Source organism: Methanoplanus limicola DSM 2279, from assembly GCF_000243255.1.
Classification (GTDB): domain Archaea; phylum Halobacteriota; class Methanomicrobia; order Methanomicrobiales; family Methanomicrobiaceae; genus Methanoplanus; species Methanoplanus limicola.
This window is the reverse complement of the sequence record NZ_CM001436.1, coordinates 632,349-649,858: the sequence shown is the minus strand read 5'-3', so window position 1 is coordinate 649,858 and position 17,510 is coordinate 632,349. Positions and strand designations below refer to the sequence as shown.

At 42.0% G+C, this 17,510-nt stretch carries 15 protein-coding genes, 1 tRNA gene and 2 pseudogenes; 6 read left to right on the top strand and 12 right to left on the bottom strand.

Going from position 1 to position 17,510, the window contains the following annotated elements; translation table 11 throughout:
* Nucleotides 1–81 precede the first annotated feature (81 nt).
* Together METLIM_RS03100 and METLIM_RS03095 are read right to left on the bottom strand one after the other, a co-directional pair.
* Nucleotides 82–1,281 carry a hypothetical protein gene (locus METLIM_RS03100; protein WP_004076455.1) on the bottom strand — a complete coding sequence of 400 codons (1,200 nt, stop codon included), beginning with the start codon at nt 1,279–1,281 and terminating at the stop codon, nt 82–84.
* Between the two features lie 14 nt (nt 1,282–1,295).
* Nucleotides 1,296–2,444, bottom strand: coding sequence for a hypothetical protein (locus tag METLIM_RS03095; RefSeq protein WP_004076454.1), 1,149 nt, complete (start codon nt 2,442–2,444; stop codon nt 1,296–1,298).
* A gap of 71 nt (nt 2,445–2,515) precedes the next feature.
* Between METLIM_RS03095 and METLIM_RS03090 the strand changes: the two genes are divergently transcribed.
* Nucleotides 2,516–2,794, top strand: coding sequence for a hypothetical protein (locus METLIM_RS03090; RefSeq protein ID WP_004076453.1), 279 nt, complete (start codon nt 2,516–2,518; stop codon nt 2,792–2,794).
* A 42-nt stretch (nt 2,795–2,836) separates the two neighbouring features.
* On the opposite strand, the gene METLIM_RS17115 is transcribed toward METLIM_RS03090, so the two are convergent.
* From METLIM_RS17115 to METLIM_RS16440, 6 genes and pseudogenes are all read right to left on the bottom strand, one after another.
* A complete protein-coding gene (locus tag METLIM_RS17115; RefSeq protein ID WP_217177998.1) occupies nt 2,837–3,013 on the bottom strand; it encodes a hypothetical protein in 177 nt (58 codons plus the stop codon).
* Nucleotides 3,014–3,555: 542 nt separating this feature from the next.
* Nucleotides 3,556–3,810 (bottom strand): annotated as a pseudogene (locus tag METLIM_RS17640) (winged helix-turn-helix transcriptional regulator); the annotation flags it as partial.
* A gap of 18 nt (nt 3,811–3,828) precedes the next feature.
* Nucleotides 3,829–4,317, bottom strand: a complete 489-nt coding sequence (locus METLIM_RS03080) for a helix-turn-helix domain-containing protein (RefSeq protein WP_048145541.1) — start codon at nt 4,315–4,317, stop codon at nt 3,829–3,831.
* Between the two features lie 15 nt (nt 4,318–4,332).
* Nucleotides 4,333–4,779 (bottom strand): hypothetical protein, encoded by a 447-nt coding sequence (locus METLIM_RS03075; RefSeq protein ID WP_157202223.1) that lies wholly within the window; start codon nt 4,777–4,779, stop codon nt 4,333–4,335.
* A gap of 440 nt (nt 4,780–5,219) precedes the next feature.
* Nucleotides 5,220–6,410 carry a bifunctional 5,6,7,8-tetrahydromethanopterin hydro-lyase/3-hexulose-6-phosphate synthase gene (locus tag METLIM_RS03070; protein WP_004076451.1) on the bottom strand — a complete coding sequence of 397 codons (1,191 nt, stop codon included), beginning with the start codon at nt 6,408–6,410 and terminating at the stop codon, nt 5,220–5,222.
* 92 nt (nt 6,411–6,502) lie between these two features.
* A tRNA-Trp gene (locus METLIM_RS16440) sits at nt 6,503–6,689 on the bottom strand.
* Nucleotides 6,690–6,782: 93 nt separating this feature from the next.
* Between METLIM_RS16440 and METLIM_RS03065 the strand changes: the two genes are divergently transcribed.
* Nucleotides 6,783–8,483 carry an AMP-binding protein gene (locus tag METLIM_RS03065; RefSeq protein WP_004076450.1) on the top strand — a complete coding sequence of 567 codons (1,701 nt, stop codon included), beginning with the start codon at nt 6,783–6,785 and terminating at the stop codon, nt 8,481–8,483.
* A gap of 66 nt (nt 8,484–8,549) precedes the next feature.
* Here the strand turns inward: METLIM_RS03065 and METLIM_RS03060 are convergent.
* From METLIM_RS03060 to METLIM_RS03050, 3 genes and pseudogenes are all read right to left on the bottom strand, one after another.
* Nucleotides 8,550–10,248 (bottom strand): annotated as a pseudogene (locus tag METLIM_RS03060) (IS1634 family transposase).
* Nucleotides 10,249–10,376: 128 nt separating this feature from the next.
* Nucleotides 10,377–11,702, bottom strand: a complete 1,326-nt coding sequence (locus METLIM_RS03055; protein WP_004076449.1) for an amidohydrolase — start codon at nt 11,700–11,702, stop codon at nt 10,377–10,379.
* Between the two features lie 119 nt (nt 11,703–11,821).
* Nucleotides 11,822–12,490 (bottom strand): MTAP family purine nucleoside phosphorylase, encoded by a 669-nt coding sequence (locus METLIM_RS03050; protein WP_004076448.1) that lies wholly within the window; start codon nt 12,488–12,490, stop codon nt 11,822–11,824.
* A 221-nt stretch (nt 12,491–12,711) separates the two neighbouring features.
* Here METLIM_RS03050 and METLIM_RS03045 point away from each other — a divergent pair, with 221 nt between their 5' ends.
* From METLIM_RS03045 to METLIM_RS03035, 3 genes are all read left to right on the top strand, one after another.
* Nucleotides 12,712–13,830 carry a nicotinate phosphoribosyltransferase gene (locus METLIM_RS03045; protein ID WP_004076447.1) on the top strand — a complete coding sequence of 373 codons (1,119 nt, stop codon included), beginning with the start codon at nt 12,712–12,714 and terminating at the stop codon, nt 13,828–13,830.
* 178 nt (nt 13,831–14,008) lie between these two features.
* Entirely contained in the window at nt 14,009–14,725 is a 717-nt protein-coding gene (locus METLIM_RS03040; RefSeq protein ID WP_004076446.1) for a TIGR00266 family protein, read from the top strand.
* 10 nt (nt 14,726–14,735) lie between these two features.
* Nucleotides 14,736–15,017 carry a hypothetical protein gene (locus METLIM_RS03035; protein WP_004076445.1) on the top strand — a complete coding sequence of 94 codons (282 nt, stop codon included), beginning with the start codon at nt 14,736–14,738 and terminating at the stop codon, nt 15,015–15,017.
* Between the two features lie 61 nt (nt 15,018–15,078).
* Here the strand turns inward: METLIM_RS03035 and METLIM_RS03030 are convergent, their stop codons facing one another.
* Nucleotides 15,079–15,585 (bottom strand): pentapeptide repeat-containing protein, encoded by a 507-nt coding sequence (locus METLIM_RS03030; RefSeq protein WP_004076444.1) that lies wholly within the window; start codon nt 15,583–15,585, stop codon nt 15,079–15,081.
* An 80-nt stretch (nt 15,586–15,665) separates the two neighbouring features.
* Between METLIM_RS03030 and METLIM_RS03025 the strand changes: the two genes are divergently transcribed.
* The gene (locus METLIM_RS03025; protein WP_004076443.1) at nt 15,666–17,432 is read left to right on the top strand and encodes a DUF2070 family protein; all 1,767 of its coding nucleotides are present in this window, start codon (nt 15,666–15,668) and stop codon (nt 17,430–17,432) included.
* The last annotated feature ends 78 nt before the right edge of the window (nt 17,433–17,510 follow it).

The following is a 17,510-nucleotide window of genomic DNA, read 5'->3' as shown; positions in this document are numbered from 1 at the left end:
GTAATATATAGATCTTTCTATTTTACATTTTGAAATTAATTCATACCTGCGGATTGTAAGATAAATTAATGATTAAGAATTTCAAGTGCAATATTTGCAGAATTTCTTAATTATAAATAGTACATTTCCATTGGCATATGTTTTATTCATATAATTCAAATGATTTGTCCTGTTTTCATTTGGAGAAGGTTGGCATTTAAGGTCTGCACACTTTGTTTTTTTAAGATATAAGCCCATTTCATCCATTTCTTTTAATATAGATTCCTCATTGGCAAGAATGGTGACAGGATAATAACATTTCCCGGTGTTATCCCCTTTAAACTGTAATTCTTCATAATAGTGATTTTCGTAAATTATTATATCATTAAAATGATTGAGCATTTTGAGTTTATCAGTTAAATTGCCTGTTGAATAATCAAAATAATAATTGGCATAAATGAAATTATCATTTTGAACCTCCAAGGATACTCCATTAGGAATATTGTTAATCAAAATATTCTCTATTTCTTCATCAGGTATAGTATATTTGAAATAAACTGAAGGTTCCCATAATCTATCAGAATTGTTTAATTCTATGTTTTTCTCTTTAAATATTTGTGGATAATAAATGCCAATGTTTGATTTTAGTGCAAATATGGAGTCTTCATTATTATTAAGATTATTAATATTTAATATGACATTGGAGTTATTTATGGTTTTACCATCTTCAGGGAAGAGGTAAACAAGAGTTGTTTCTGAAATTTCCAGTTCTTTGAATTTGTCATTATGTGTTATATCATTTAGTTCATCTGTTGGGCAGATCAATGAAAAGGCATATGCTATAGTTCCATTGGATGTAACCTTTGGGTTTTCAAGTACATTGATGCCACTGATGAAATCAGGATTATAGTTATAGCAGGATTGATTTTCGAAGAAGATAATGTCATTATTGATTTTTTTATCATTCGAATGAAGTATATAATTCATGTAGATTTCGTCGTACATAATTCTCCATGATATATTTGAGTTATTAAAATATTTTTTCATGATACTATTAATTTGTTTATATGATGTATCAGAATCAAATACTAATATTGGACCCCATCCATCCGGTGCTATAAATAATGTTTTTTTGTCATCTGAAGAAAATGAATAATTTTCATATATGATTAATGGATTATATTCTGACAGATTGTCAGTTTTTTTTGATTCCGGATAAAAAAAGTGAGTATATTGTAAAAACCCGTATGATAATATAAAAATACAGGCCAATAGAGTAACTATCGATATTATTTTTTTCATATATCGATTCTCACTTAATCAACTAATATCCATGTAAGGTATGTTGTTGAATCGAAGTTTTCCCAATATATATTTCCATCCGATGAAGGATCATAAATATGGAAATATTTGCCATTAGATGATTCTAAAACTCCTGCACATGCTCTGGAATGATTCCCCACTGTGGAAGCGATTGGGTTTTCATCATGATAAATCTGATACATTCCTGTATAAAATGTTATCTGGTTTCCTTCTTTTAGTTCGGCATCACAGCAAAGTCCTGTTGGAGAATTTTCATAGTAATCAAGTTCATCGTCGGTGTCGGATGTGGCTAATGGGTCTAGAGGTGTTCCTGAATTCATTTCCTCTGCAATATGTGAAAAGGTATCTGTAACACCAAACCAATATGCAATCATTTTTCCTGTTGTAACAGCACACCAAACATTGTTTGGTTGTGTAATATGATTTGCGGAATTCCATAGATCTTTATATGTTGTAGATTTGGTTTCTAATTCATTGTCATATTCTTCATTCCATTTGAAGATATTAGTATAAATTTCATCTTCGTTTATTTCATTGTATAATGAATAATATCCCGGTCCGTTGGTTTGAGTATTAACATCAGTTATTAGATTCTGTTCCAGATCAAATATCAATTTTACAAATTGATCCCTTTCATCCCTGAAGCTATACATTACACCCAATTCCGGGTAATCATAACAAACAATTTTTAGATCAGGATCTTTTTTTACTGAATACTTATTTTGAATAACCCTTTCTGTATTTTCGAGAACAGATGAATAATCAACATTATCCGGTCTGTCTTTTATCATTGTAACAGTACTTCCAAGGACTTTACTTGCTGCCGCACGAACAAATCCCTCGTTTTTGCCATTTTTTTCAATTGGAAACTGATAATAAATGATCAATCCGTTTAAATCATATATTTCTACAGGTTGTTTCTGCAACATTTGGGGTGAATAGTTATCATCGCTAATTGCCCCGGCCGATAAAAATAAATTAAGAGCTTTTAAAGATGCTTTATAAGCATCATCAGTTGAGACATAATTTTTTTCAATAATATTTACATCTTTGACGGCACTAACCACCGGAACGAACATCGCCCCAATAAGTGCCATTATCAATAGCAGGCTCAAGGCCCGCATGCCTTTCTTTAATTTCATAGTTGTACCTCATAGTTTCTAAGAGCAACCGGCATGCAAACCTTAATCAGAGTTTATGTGAAATCAGGTAAATGCCGGTTGACTACAATTGGCAGACAACAGGGGAGGATAAGGAAACTGAATTGGTTAAAATGGCCCTTATTCTTTCCTGTCAGTTACCACTTTTTAGTGAAGGTTTAATCAAAAGATCACTCTTTGTTACCCCTCAGTTAAAAGTAGAAAGTAGGACTATATATAGACCTCTCACCACATCATTGAACTGTTATTGTAATATTGACAGCAATATCCGGGATTTGGAGATTTTGGGTGACAATGTTTTTGTAAAATCATCGCTGATGGCTTATTTTTAATAAATATTGGATTTTCCTCTCTAAAATATCACTGCGCCTATCTCAAAACGGAATAATTTTTCCTGCATAGTTGGGGGAAATAAAATCCGTATCGACAGCACTAACCGCCGGAACGAACATCGTCGTCAGCAATGCCATTACTAATATCAGGCTCAAGGCCCGCATGACTCTCTTTAATTTCATAGTTTTAACTCTTAGTTTTTCGGGAAAAACCGGCATGCAAACCTTAATCAGAGTTTATGTGGATTCAGTTAAATGCCGGTTGACTATAACTAGGCAGACAACAGGGCAGGATAAGGAGACTGGATTGGTTAAAACGGCCCTTATTCTCTCCTTTCAATTATCACTGGATCTGTTTAGGAAGATTTAATCAAAAGATCACTCCTTCGATTGCCCTTCAAATAAATAATTTGATGTAAGTGATTATATGTTCTCTCACTATAGTCTTGAACTGATAGTGCAATGTCAGTAAATACTGTCTGCGATCAGGATATTTCGGGCAATAAAGTTTTGGTGAAATTATTATTTGCGGACTGATTTTTGATAAAATGGAGTAATCCTATTCAGTTATTCGACTAAATTAATTGATGCGCTAATTTTGTGCATAATAGATTCAGAACTGCCCTAATAATCTGACTTTCCGGGTTACAATTCATTGAATGGGTGTATAATTATAATGTTTCATAATTTGATTTGTTGAGGTAATTGATCAGTCAGCTTATAAGTATCCGGGAAATATTATCCAATTTGATAATTTGCTTTTATTTATCTTCCTGATTATTAGCTTTCAGATTATATTCATCTTTTATCTCATCAGGCAGGTTTTCGATGAAAAGAGTTTCAAACTCTGATCTGATATGATAATGCCTGAATTTTCCTGAGATCCTTGTGGATAACAGATCTGCACCATCTAACTTTTTGATGTGCCACGTCACAGCGCTTTTTGAAATGTTAAGTTCTTCTTTCAGTTCGGAATTTTTTATTCCCGGATATTTCAGGATAATTGCAACAATTCTGGCCTTAACAGGGTTATGTCATAAGGCAATAATTCTTCTTTCCGGGCCTGTAAACCTGTTCTGGTTGATGAAAATTCTCTTGGAATTACTGTCTTTTTCAGAAACTATATGGTTATTTTTTTCGAGGCGATTAAGATGGTACCGGATAGTCTCACGTTTGGTATTAAGTTCCTCAGCAAGCTGACCGACAGATTTTCCGGGATTTGCTGATATGTAATCCATAATTTCCTTTCTTTTTTCATTGGCAAGAACATAACGAATTCTCCCAACTATTGGGGGCAAAAATTTGACAATTGCAAAAAATCCGGCAATAATTGATGCAACATATGATATTTTAATCCAGAGCGGCAGTTCCCGGAAGGTCGTGGATTTATCTGCTCCAGAAATATCTGCATCCGGGCTGTTACTTTCACCAAATGTGACTGTGTATTCACAGCATCCGGGATAAATGCAGAGCAGAGCAGTCAATAAAAAAAAGATTACTAATTTCTGGTGGAGATCCATCATATTTTATTTAATACATCATATGGTATAATCCTCTGTTCCTGATACGTCGTATCCATAAACCTCATAGCGCCAGGTGCCTCTGGCAATGCCATCCGGATTATTGATATTGAACTGAATTCTTCCGTCATTTGAACCATCACTGTTGTCATAGTAATATCCGAATGTGTGGCCATCTGGAGAATAAATCTTTAACCTAAGAGAATCTGATGAATCACCCCAGTTTAAATCAATATGGAGCTGAGTGGTATAACTGTTTACTGTTTTGGAAAGCCAGTCTGTCTCTCCCTGGACTATAGTTTCGTACACTGTTCTTGTCTGGTAATTATCTGTTATCTCTTTGTCTTCAATCCACGATACTGTGTAACCCTCTACGGATTCAATTTGTTCTGTCTCAAATTCTTCTGCTGCTGCATATGCTGTAAGCATAGCTAAAGCTATAAGTATAAACATAATCTTTTTCATATAATCCACTTCTGAGTTTCGCAAAGGAAACTGCATTTAATAATATGAAATAAGATGTATAATCGTTCTCTCACTATAGTCCTGAACTGTTCCTCTTTTTGTTCAGGGACATAGTGATATAATATATATGTTAGGTCAGTTTATCGCGTAAAATTGCAGTTATGATATTTATGGTATTTAACTATGCCCTTAAACTATTATTGCCGGTGAAATTATTCCCCGGCATGATTCTAAATTGATTAATCTCTTCATTGTTCATCTCTTCAGGGAACTGCTCTGCCGGGTTTTGGATGTTCCTGGATGCAGTGATTGCCCTTCCGACAACTAAGATGTCAGCACCTGCTTTAAGTGAGTTCTTAACGACGTGCTGTTTATCAATACTTGTGTTGTGAAAAGGAGCTAAAAAAAGAAATTCTTTAAAAAAATATTGTATGACTGAATCAGAAATCAGTCATGATCCTGAACTGATCAATCTCTTCCTTGTTCATTTCCTCAAGGAACTGCTCTGCCGAGTTCTGGATGTTCTTGGATGCAGTGATTGCCCTTCCGACAACTAAAATATCAGCGCCTGCCTTAAGAGCGTCCTTTACAACATGCTGCCTGACACCGCCTGCGGTTGCGACAAGGAGTTTTCCGCCGGCTGCTTCTTTGATTGCCGGAATGTCGCCCCAGTTGTAGTCATCGCCCTCAGCGTCAATGGCACGGTGCATCTCAACAATGCTTGGAACTGCGCCTTCTTTTGCAAGCTTTTCTATAAGCTCTGCCGGTTTATCAACATTGAGCATATCAATGACTGAGTAGATGCCGGTCTTCTTTGCTTCCTGGATGAATTTGACAATTGTCGGCACAGGTGCAAGCCCTGATACAACAACAGCGTCTGCGGATGCGTTTGCTGCCATCCTTGCCTCAAGGTTTCCGGTATCAAGGGTCTTTAAGTCAGCGATGATAAACGCATCAGGTCTGATCTTTCTGATCTCACCAATTACTGAAAGTCCGAACTGCTTAATCAGAGGTGTTCCTGCCTCAATTAATACATGGTCATTCTTGGGCACTGACGTCAGTACTCTCTCTACAGACTTCATGTCAACAAGGTCCATGGCCACCTGAAGGTATGGCGGGTCCCAGAGCCTGTGTACTTTGAATCCCATAACAGCGTGTCCTGCACGGTCTTTCTCTTTGAGAACTGTTTCCTTGTCAGGGAATCCTGCGAGTGCACGGGTGATTGCAAGCTTTGTTGAACCGTAGTTGTAGCGGTAAATCCTGTTGTAGTCCTTTGCATCAGGGTGAAGGAATGCACTTACAAGGAGTACAATCTCCTCTAAATCGGCATCGCCGAATGCGCCCTCTTCAACTGAATCTGCAACAGCCTTTGCAACTGCTGCCTGAACTGCGCCAAACATTGCATTGACCTGTTCTCCTGTCTTAAGAGTCACTTTAGGTATGATGAGTGTTGCAGGCTTTGTTAAGAGATTAGGCCTTATTACTGCCAGAAGTGGTGTGTGTCCGGGTGAGAGCTGTGACATTGCGTTTGCAAAAGCCATGCCGACCGGGCCGGTCTTGTCGCCGACTAAAAGATCTATATGTGCAAGTTCTGCACCTTCGCCCTCCAGGGCTTCGCCTACTAAATACATTGAAGTTTCCTACCTGTCTTATATTATGGTTTTTAATGGTAAAAATAGATGCTTGGTACAGATGTCTCTGAAAGAATAATTTTAACAAAAGGTGGGGTCGGTGAGATTTGAACTCACGATCGACGGGTCTCTCCGAATATGCATGCTCACACGCTGAAACTCATCAATTGGTTATTACATCAGCGCTCCAACGGATCATCATCAAATCAGCAGACCCATTGTTCATCACACGCAAAGACCGTTGGAGCCCGTCGCCATGCCGGACTAGGCCACGACCCCTAGTGCCTATACTATAATGACATATGTTGATTTAAAAATTTTGATATTAATCTCCGGCATTTTTATTTTTTTAACCGGCTAATGTAATAGGATATGGCCAATATCAGCTATGCAAACGGCACTTCATCAATACCTCTTATCGGGGAGACAATAGGCGAAATGCTGGAGAGAATCAGCAATACATATCCGGATAATGAGGCACTTGTGTCAGTTGATCAGAATATAAGATGGACATACAGCGAATTTCTGAAGAAAGTGGATGAAGTTGCACTTAGCCTTATGGCCATAGGAGTCAACAAAGGTGACCGTGTTGCTATCTGGGCGCTCAACTATGCTGAATGGATAGTCGTACAGTTTGCAACTGCCAGATGCGGCGCAATTATGGTCAATATAAATCCCGCATACAGGACGTTTGAGCTGGAATACGCACTCAAACAGGCAGAGGTGAATACTCTTATACTTCAGGGCAGATTCAAGAGTTCGGATTATGTCGGCATGCTCTATGAGGCATGTCCGGAGGTTATTGAGTCAAGGCCCGGCAAAATAAGCACAGAAAAGTTTCCATTCCTCAGAAATGTCATCTTCCTTGGTGATGTCCCGTACAACGGCATGTTTACATGGGATGAATTTATTGCGAAGGGCAAAAACATAAGCCGGGATGAGCTGACTGAGCGTGGTAATTCACTCTCTTTTGATGATCCAATTAATATCCAGTACACAAGCGGGACAACAGGTTATCCGAAAGGTGTCGTCCTCACCCATCACAATGTCTTAAATAACGGGTACACCATCGGCAACGGAATGAAATTCACCGAAAAAGACAGGCTGTGTATTCCCGTGCCATTCTATCACTGCTTTGGAATGGTCCTGTCAAACCTTGCCTGTGTCACGCATGGCACAACAATGGTCATCCCGTCACCTGCATTTGATCCTGAGGCAGTCTTAAGAACCATTGATAAGGAGAAATGCACTGCGGTGCACGGCGTTCCGACAATGTTCATCGCCGAACTTAAGCACCCCAATTTCAACAAATACAAGTATGACAGCCTCCGTACCGGAATTATGGCCGGTTCTCCGTGTCCAATAGAGGTCATGAAGGCTGTAAACCAGAAGATGAATATGCGTGATATTGTCATTGTGTACGGCCAGACTGAGACATCTCCCGGAGTTACCATGACAACAACGGATGACCCTATTGAAATGAGAGTCTCTACGGTTGGCAGGACATTCCCGCATGTCGAGATAAAGATAGTCGATCCTGTAACACAGAAGATCGTTTTGAGAGGAGAACCCGGAGAGATCTGTGCAAGGGGTTATGTTGTGATGAAATGTTACTACAACAACCCAAGCGCCACAAGACAGACCATTGACGCAGATAAATGGAACCACACAGGTGATCTCGGAATAATGGACGGGGAAGGTTTTGTCAAGATTGTCGGCAGGTTAAAGGAGATGGTCATACGCGGCGGCGAAAATATCTATCCGCGTGAGATCGAGGAATTCCTCCATACAAATCCTAAAGTCCTCGATGCCTATGTAATCGGGGTTCCGGATGAGAAATACGGTGAGGAGCTTATGGCCTGGGTTAAACTGCATGAAGGCCTTACAATGGCTGGTGAGGAATTAAAGGAGTTCTGCGACGGCCAGATTGCAAGATACAAGATCCCGAAATATGTCAAATTTGTGGACGATTTCCCGATGACAGTCTCCGGAAAGATCAGGAAGGGCGAGATGAGGGAAATCTCGATAAAAGAGCTTGGCCTTGAAAAAGAAGCGGATATAAAGACTGCCTGATAATCAGGCAGAAAATGTTATAATATTTTATCAGTATCTGGCCTTTCGCTGATCCTAAATAGCAAATCATAGATTCTCACAAATTCTCATGAATATTCTTTCGTCTGTCCCCAGAAGATTCAATATTCTCTTTTGTAAATCGGTCAATTCACTCATTAAAACCGTATTTACGCCATCAATATCTACTATTGTCAAAGTAATATGTTCAAAAATTTTCAACATTCTTTCAGCACGTGGCTTTTTTGTACTTTGTTTGGGATTGTATTCATATATTCCTGCAAGGCAGTCCCCACTTTTTTCAAGAGACTCATGAACTTTCATCTCAATTGATATCAGTACTCTTAATCCAAGTGACGCAAGTTTGATCAGACCATCAATATGATCATCACGCTTTAGAAACATTGGACTGAGTGATGTTGGATGATTTTTCAGCCGGTGGAATTTATCTTCAATAATGTACTGATTTCTGTATGCCAGTACCACTTTTTCAAGAGAAAAGCTGCTCTCAGGTTTATTTGTCGCGTAAACACGCCATCCCATGGTCTGGCATGCATCATCATACGCCGTTTTATTTAGATTTACGTTGCATTTTATTATTTTCTTAACAATGTCACGTTCCGGATTATCCTGATATTTTCTCCTGGTAATCCTTTCCTCTTTTTCCTCAAAGATAATTTCCAGGATGCCGATAAGGGAGTAATTGTTAAGAATCTCATCCCCTTTCTCTAAGGCTTCTTCTATTGTTTTTGGTGGTTTCCTACCCCTTCCTCTTAAATTCATCTTCTCAATTTCTTCAGTTGCTTTTTTAATGCGCTTGTCCAGTGCCTTTTTTTGAGCTTCAGCGTAGGTAAAGGAACGTGCATAGATTCTTCTCTCCTCCCATTGAAATTCAACATCATCTTCAACAGAAATCTGAGATGTACATTCTTCAAATCCCTCTGCAATTGGGCGAATTTCACCATCCGAATATTCTCTTGTGACTTCAATAAGGGAACTGCTGGATTCTCCAAAATTTTTTATTTTTTCTCTCAGAAGTGAAGTCGGAATTATTTTTTTCGGGAGCGGTGTGAGATAAAAATCACCATTCCGGACAATTTCTGTCCGTATTGACATCGCGCTCATTTTAGAGTCTCCAACATACAGGAGTCCGGATTTATTAAGCGATTTACGGACTTTTTGAATTATTGGGGTGTACGTGGGATCATCAGCACGATTACCGGGTAAAGTTGAAATGATTGCGGGCAAACCAAGAGGATCTATTGTTGCAAGAGCAATTTTAACCTGAGGCATATCCTGCCTGTCTTTTGATCTTCCAAATTGAATCAAACCGTCCTCCGTCACTAAACAATTTGAGTTGACAGTTGTGCAGTCAATTCACAGTAGGATTATCAAGATCATAAACACGCAGACTTTCCTGATTTAGTCGGGATTCAATCTGTTCCCAAATATCATCATCGGATAATTTTTCAAGTATGATTCCTAATCGGTCATCTGTAAAATCAAGCTCTCGCACCTCCATTCCAAAAAAAAGTCTTAATGTATGGATATGTTGACTTGCCCATTTTTGAACATGACATAATCTGTGATCGGCCTGACTAATTATATGAGTAATCCAAACGGCACACGTCTCACCAATTGGAAGACCACCCCAGTTTCCGTGAGCAGGGCAAATATCATTTATGATTCCGGGGAGATTCATAGTTTGTAAAGTAGTAAGTAAAACAGGAATGTCATCTACTCTTTCATTAGTCACTAACTTAGCCATTGTATCTCATATATTGCTCTGATGACAAAAATAATCCACTATGCTGGGGTTTTCGTTTACAATTTGATTATTTGCCTTTTGAAATGGGCGAAAGGTCAGAGTATTTTTCTAAAGCCAGGGTTTTCCGGCTACTTCTCTGACCTTGATACAAGGTTTCCGGCAATCTCGGATGCCTTCCTGAGCGTCTCCTCTTCTCCGGGTATATATCCGTCTGCCATTAATATCCTGCCATTGCAGATGACAGTATTCACAGCGTTTGCTCCCGCTGAGTAGATTATATTCGAGACAGGATTATACAGCGGAGTCATGCAGGGCGTTTTTCTGTCAAGAAGAACGATATCGGCATACTGTCCTTCTTCGATCTTTCCGCTTCCAAACCCAAGCGCTTTTGCACCGGAAGAAGTGATCATCTCAAGTGCTTCCCCGGCAGGGAGGATTGTGTCTGAATTCCAGTAAAACTTCTGCAGCAGAGCTGCGAATTTTACCTCTTCGAGTATGTCAAGGTTGTTGTTTGATGAGCATCCGTCTGTGCCGAGAGTTACATTCGCGCCTGAATTCCTGAGTTCTTTATATGGCATAGCCCGGTTTACTGCAAGTTTCATATTGCTTGCAGGGTTGTGGGATACCGAAACTCCTCTTTTGCCTAAAAGTTCGCATTCCTCCCCGTTAAGCCAGCAGCAGTGAGCGGCGACTGTCCTTTCCGAGAGGCATCCGCATTCGTCCAGGAGCTTTGATGGGCGCATTTTGTTGGCTTCAATGCAGTCCTTGACTTCCTGTTCGGTCTCGCTTAAGTGAATGTGCAGGAGTATCTCCTCTTCCTCCGCAAAACCGGCGCACCATTTCAGGGCGTCCTTTGATACTGTGTAGGGGGCGTGAGGGCCGACTGCCGCTTTGATACGCGGGTTGTTGAGCGATTTTATATGCGAGACAAGACTTTCTGTTGCCCTGATCTCTTTCTCCCTCTTCTCAGCATCGCCAAAGTCAATGAATCCGTGTGAGAGGACAGCCTTCATCCCGGTCTCATCTACTGCCTTTGCAGCCGATTCCATGAAGAAATACATATCATTGAATGCAACTGTTCCGCTTCTGATCATCTCCATGCAGGCGAGTTTTGTGCCCCAGTACACATCATCTGCCACAAGGTGTGCCTCAAGCGGCCAGATCTTCTCTGAAAGCCACTCCTGAAGGTGCATATCATCCGCATATCCTCTCAGAAGTGACATTGCCGCATGGGTGTGAGTGTTCACAAAACCCGGCACTGCAATCATATCCGAGGCTTCAACGACGATGTCTGCCTCGTTTTCAGGTTTTCTGTCGGATTTAAATCCAATGGCTGCAATAATTCCGTCTTCGTCTATCAGTATGCCTGACCTTCCGTCAGCAGTCTTTGCATCCTTCAGGAAAACCGACATTCCGCCTTTAAATATATCATCGTCAAGATCATCGGGGGTCATAATATAACTTCCATTATTTGTTTAAGCTATTTATATCCGGAATTAATAAGATGTCTGATAAGTTTTTGTATTTTTTGCACCGGAGATCTCCCTGCCGTGGCTTTGTCTCTGATTCCGGTTCAGAGTTTCTCTGCAATTTCCCTGACAGTCCTTTCCATCCTCTCTTTTCCGGCTTTTGACCTCTCCAGTATCGCTTCATAGCTTAGTTTCTCATGGCAGAGTCCGTTGCAGTAGTTGTCAACCGAACAGAGCGCTGCAAAGGGGATATTCAGCTCATTTGCTATCGTTGCCTCGCTTGCAACCGTCATACCGAGAACATCTCCTGTGCCTTTCAGTGCTTTTATCTCGGCAGGCGTCTCAAACCTCGGCCCGGCTGTCTGGACATATGTGCCGCCCATGACTGCGTCCGGAATAATCTCATGCAGCCTGCACCTCATATCATAGTCCACCGAGGTTGCCGCATGCCCGATACTGTTGTTGTATATTGTCGGGATCTCCGCATAGCTGAAGTAGTCGTCCGGAATTACGAACATTCCCGGTGCGATCTCGTCTTTTAGTGAGCCTGTTGAGCCTATTGAGATTATTCTGTCAACCCCGCATAGTTTCAGGGCCGATATTGTCGCGGCAAAGTTGATTCTGTGCGGCGGGGTGCTGAACTGATGTCTCATCAGGAGGGCAATGTCACCGAGATATACTTCAGCCGGACCGAATGGTGTGCTCACCGTTTTTTTCTTAAGATTGGGAATGTCTGCATATAGGAGACTTGTTCCGCCGATTATTCCAAGCATTGTTATTTATCCTGTAAATTATGATATTGAACAGAACAGCTCTTTGATCCGTTGATTTCCCGGATTTAATATGCGATTTCCGGAGCGGTTCAGTAATTCTCTGATATAGTTGTCTCTCTCTCTTTTTATGCCTTTATTTTATCCGGAGTTCTGAAAGACTGTGGGTTTTGCTGCAGAATCTGACAGAAGATTTAATCTGTAATCTGGTTGAATCTGTTTTTATGGGAATATTTCAGATCGTCGGAGAAGAAGAGATTAAGTCCGGCCAGTCCACTGATATATATTTTATACGGACTGAGGATATTTTAACGATTGAGGACAAAAATCCGGCTGTTACCGTAGAGATTACAGCCTCGTCGCTCTGCAATGACTGGGGGGTTTTCTGCGGCTTAAGTGATGCCTTAAATCTCCTTGAGGGGCTGGATATTGATGTATATGCCATCCCGGAGGGCAGTGTCTTCTATCCCGGTGAGCCTGTTATGAGAATCTCAGGCAATTACCGGGATTTTGCCCGTTATGAGACTGCACTTCTCGGTATGATCTGCCATGCCTCCGGAATTGCGTCATCCGCCGCCCTTATTAAAATCTGTGCCGGAGATGTTCCGGTGTACTCCTTTGGTTCACGAAGGCAGCATCCTGCCATTGCCGGGATGATTGAGCGGTCTGCATGGATCGGAGGCGTTGAGGGTGTAAGTAATACGTCAGCACCTGCGGGGATACCGCTTGCAGGAACTATGCCGCACGCCTATGTGATGTGCTTTGACAAACCTGCTGATGCCTGGAATGCCTTTATGCGGCATGCTCCGCCTGAGGTTTCAAGGACAATGCTCTGTGATACATACTGTGATGAGAAGAGGGAGGCACTCTCTGCGGCAAGAGCGGGGGCAGCATCTGTCCGCCTTGACACGCCAAGGTCAAGAAAAGGGGATATGAGGAGTATCATTGAGGAGGTCAGGTGGGAGCTTGATGTCAATGGTTTTACTGATGTCGGGATCTTTCTCTCCGGAGGTCTGACTGCTGAGGATGTTTTGGAGTACAGGGATATTGTGGACTCTTTTGGTGTGGGCGGTGCGATCGCCAATGCGCCTGTTGTTGATTTCTCACTTGATATTATTGAGATTGAAGGGCTGCCGGTGTCGAAGAGGGGAAAGAAGAGCGGTGTGAAGGAGATATATGAGTTTGAGGACGGCGAACACCTTCTCCTTCCTGCGGGAGCTGTCCCGCCTGAGGGTGCAAAACCCATGCTGAAAAATTTCATCAGAAAAGGACAGATACTCTCGCTTCCGGATATGAACAAGTCAAGGGCAAGGCTTCTTGCATATCTTGAGAAGTCTGCCTGATTATTGCCGTCAGTAACTGGCATTTTATTATTTTTATTTTTGTCCTGATGATCTCCGGCATTCCCCGGCCGTCATCTTTTCCGTTCCGTCCCTGATCAGATTGTCTGCCTCTTTTTGATTCCATGAATCCGGGATATTTAATTATATATTGAGATTAAATCTATTTTCAGGTGAGAAAATGGACTATAAAATAATAGGAGACAATCTACAGTTTGTAAACCTTGCAATTAATCCCGGTGAATTAATCTACGCCGAAGCCGGGGCAATGGTTTACATGAGCGGCAATATCAATATGGAATCAAAGCTTCAGGGCGGACTTTTTACGGGCATTAAGCGAAAGCTCGCCGGTGAGTCCTTCATGGTCTCTCATTTCACAAGCACGGGCGGCCCCGGCAATGTCGCTTTCGGAGGCAACTGCCCGGGTAAGATCATCACCCGTGATATGGGTGACGGCGACCTCATTGTCCAGAAGGACGCATTTCTCTGTGCGGAAGAGAGCGTAAAATGGGAGATCGCATTCCAGAAGAAGCTTGGTTCAACCTTCTTCGGCGGGGAGGGCCTCATCCTTGAGCACCTCTCCGGCAGCGGGCTTGTATTCTGCCACGCAGCAGGAGATATAGTTGAAATTGACCTTAAAGCCGGGCAGGTGTATAAAGTTTCAACCGCCCATGTGGTCGGATGGGAGCCAACTGTCCAGTATGACATTCAGGCGGCGGGCGGCGTAAAGACCGCACTCTTCGGAGGGGAGGGCTTCTTTGTGACAACGCTTACAGGGCCGGGCAGGGTTTACATCCAGTCGATGACTCTGCCGCAGCTTGCAAATGCGCTGACTCCTTTCATTCCGCAGACCAGTAATTCATCCGGCGACAGCGGCGGATTTGGATTTAATATCTAAGGGTGTGTCTATGGAGAAGAATACGGGAGCTTCAAGGGCAGGAGGAATTCTCCTCATCGCCTTTCTGGTGATTCTGGCCCTTCTGGTCGTCCTTTATTTCCTTGAATCTATACTTTTCGGTGTATTTATTGCATTGGTTGTAATCCTGATCATTGTGGTTGCCGCGGCTTTCCTCACCGGAATTATAGCTATTCCTGCGTATATTATGAAAGGAACAACGACTGAAGCCGGAGACTACAGCATGGATTCAATAAAGTCTGTTGAGGGCGGGAAGAAGAGAAAGGAAGAATAAATCATATTAATATTTTTTTCCGGATGATAAATTATGCCGGAATTATGCTTAATTTCAGTTTTTACTTTGTATAATTGCCTGTTACCCAGCGTATATCCGCTCCTTCAATGATAGCGCCTGTAAGGTCTGCGTTGTCAAGCTCTGCGCCCCTGAGATCTGCATATCTTAAATCTGCATTCTTAAGATTTGCACCTTTAAGGTTGGCGTAATCAAATTTTGTACCTATTAAATCCGCATTTGACAGGTCTGCACCTGAGAAGTCTGCAAGTGTAAATCTTGCACCGTGCAGGTCAGCATTTCTGAGGTCAGTTCCGGTAAAGACTGCTTTATAGCCCGCGGCATTTGAGAGGTCTGCACCTTCCATCATAGTGCCGGAGTAATCGAGATATGACAGTTCCTTTGGAATGTCCTCTTTTTTATCCTCAATCGTATTTCCGGATACTGTACATCTGAGCGCTTTATCCTGTTCATCAATAAATGATGTATAGAGGATGATATTGCCAAGTGCTGATACTGCAAGAAGGACAACTGCAATTATGAGATACTTAAACAGGCTTTTTTCTTCCATGTCTCCTCCTTATTCATACAATTAGATTACTTTGACAATTTATTTAATTTGTGGAAGCAATTCTGATAATCAGGGATATTATGGGAAGTTCACAGGAGAGCATGCTTGAGGGGCTGTCACGCCTCATTGTCACACCGCAGGACTGGAAAAAGTCTGTATTATTTATTGTACTTGCCGGAATCTGCATCGACCTGCTCGGATACGCCGGCATATTCACTATGAAGAGTGAGAACTTTGTCCTGCCTTTCTTTGGGATAGCATGCTTCACACTGCCGGGAATTTTCTCGGTTTTCATGACCAATTTTTTACTCTCTTCCTATGGCCGAAAGATAAGCCGTGACTGGTCTGCTCTCCTTTCAGCCTTATGCGTCGGTGTGAGTATTATATTTTCTTTTCTTCCGCTTACAATATTCTGGGATGACCTTGAATTTTTCTTTGCGATATCAATTGCCGCTGTATTTTCTTTAAGGATAATTACCCTCCTTGTCCTCGCCGACAGCAGGTTCTCCCATGTATTCTTCCCGGCATTTTCACAGAGCCTCTTTGCCGGATTTACAGGCACGATATTTTTTCCGGATGAGTTCTTTATCTTTACATTCCTGCTTCAGTTATTCTTCGGTGGCGGTATGTTTCTCATCGTCTGGCTCATTGAAAGGCCTCTTAAGATAAATTTTGGTGTGAGTGCGCTTGGAATGGCAAATGCCTTTATGGCGCATGTTAATGACGGTTCCAAAGCCCTTGATGCGATATTTACCGAGCTTGGTGAGGAGGTCTTTGTCCCGCAGGTAACTCTCTTTTTTAAAAGGGAGGGTAAGGATGAGATAATCTTTACAGTGCCGAATGTCCATCCCGGCCCTCTTGGTGAGATCGGCGGGAGCAACCTTCCTTTTCAGCTGAATGCCCTTCTTGGGAGAGATACTCTTGTTCCGCACGGGGCGGCTACGCATGACTTCAATCCTGTATCTCCGGATGAGATTTTAAAGATTGCTGATGCGGTTGAAAGTACGAGAAAGGATCTTGTCTTCTCCGGAAAGGCAAGCCGGATGGTTCATTTCGATGAAAAGCCTGTTCATGCAACCGCCCAGGTTTTTGGAGATTCTCTTCTGATTATCGCCTCACGTTCTCCTGAGGTTACCGATGATCTCGACTTCTCAGTCGGTCTTGCAATTATGGAGGGCGGGCGGAGGTATTTTAAGAATACCGCCTTTGTTGATGGTCATAACAGCATGAAGGATATTGCCCCGGCTGTTCATTCAGGTTCAAGGAAGGCTATAGAGTATATGCGTACGGCAGAGGTTGCCTCCGGGAGTATGCATGGGATGGATACTTTCAGCTTTGAAACCGGAATTTTCACTGTAAAACTTCCTTTCGGGCGGGAACGTGGATTTGGTGACCTCGGGGTTCAGGCATTTGCTGTCCGTTCCGGCGGGGAAATTTCGGTTTATCTTCTCTTTGACGGGAATAATATGGTGAGCGGGCTTAGGGAGAGGATAATTGATCTTGTTGTCGGTGAGACGGATGCCGGTGCCTGTGAGGTTATGACAACTGACACCCATGTTGTCAATATAATCTCCGGAAAAAATCCTGTTGGCGGTGCTGTCCCTCTTGAAGACTTCTCAGATTATATTCTCGATGCTGTAAGGGGAGCGACAGATGATCTTGCGCCGTCTGAGGTTGCCGTTTCAACTGCCTGGTGTGATGGTGTGAGAGTATTTGGTTCTCATAAGATCTCTCAGCTTGCAAGTTCGGCAGGGGCTATGATCGGTCTTTTAATTCCGGTTGCGGTGATAATTCTTTTTCTCTCACTGCTGACAACAGTTCTTGTCTATATGGTCCTGCTGTTCTGAATAATTCCGGTTTATGCCCGGAAATACGGGTAATTATACTCTTTTTGTCCGGATTATCTCTGAAAAAAGAATGAGTGG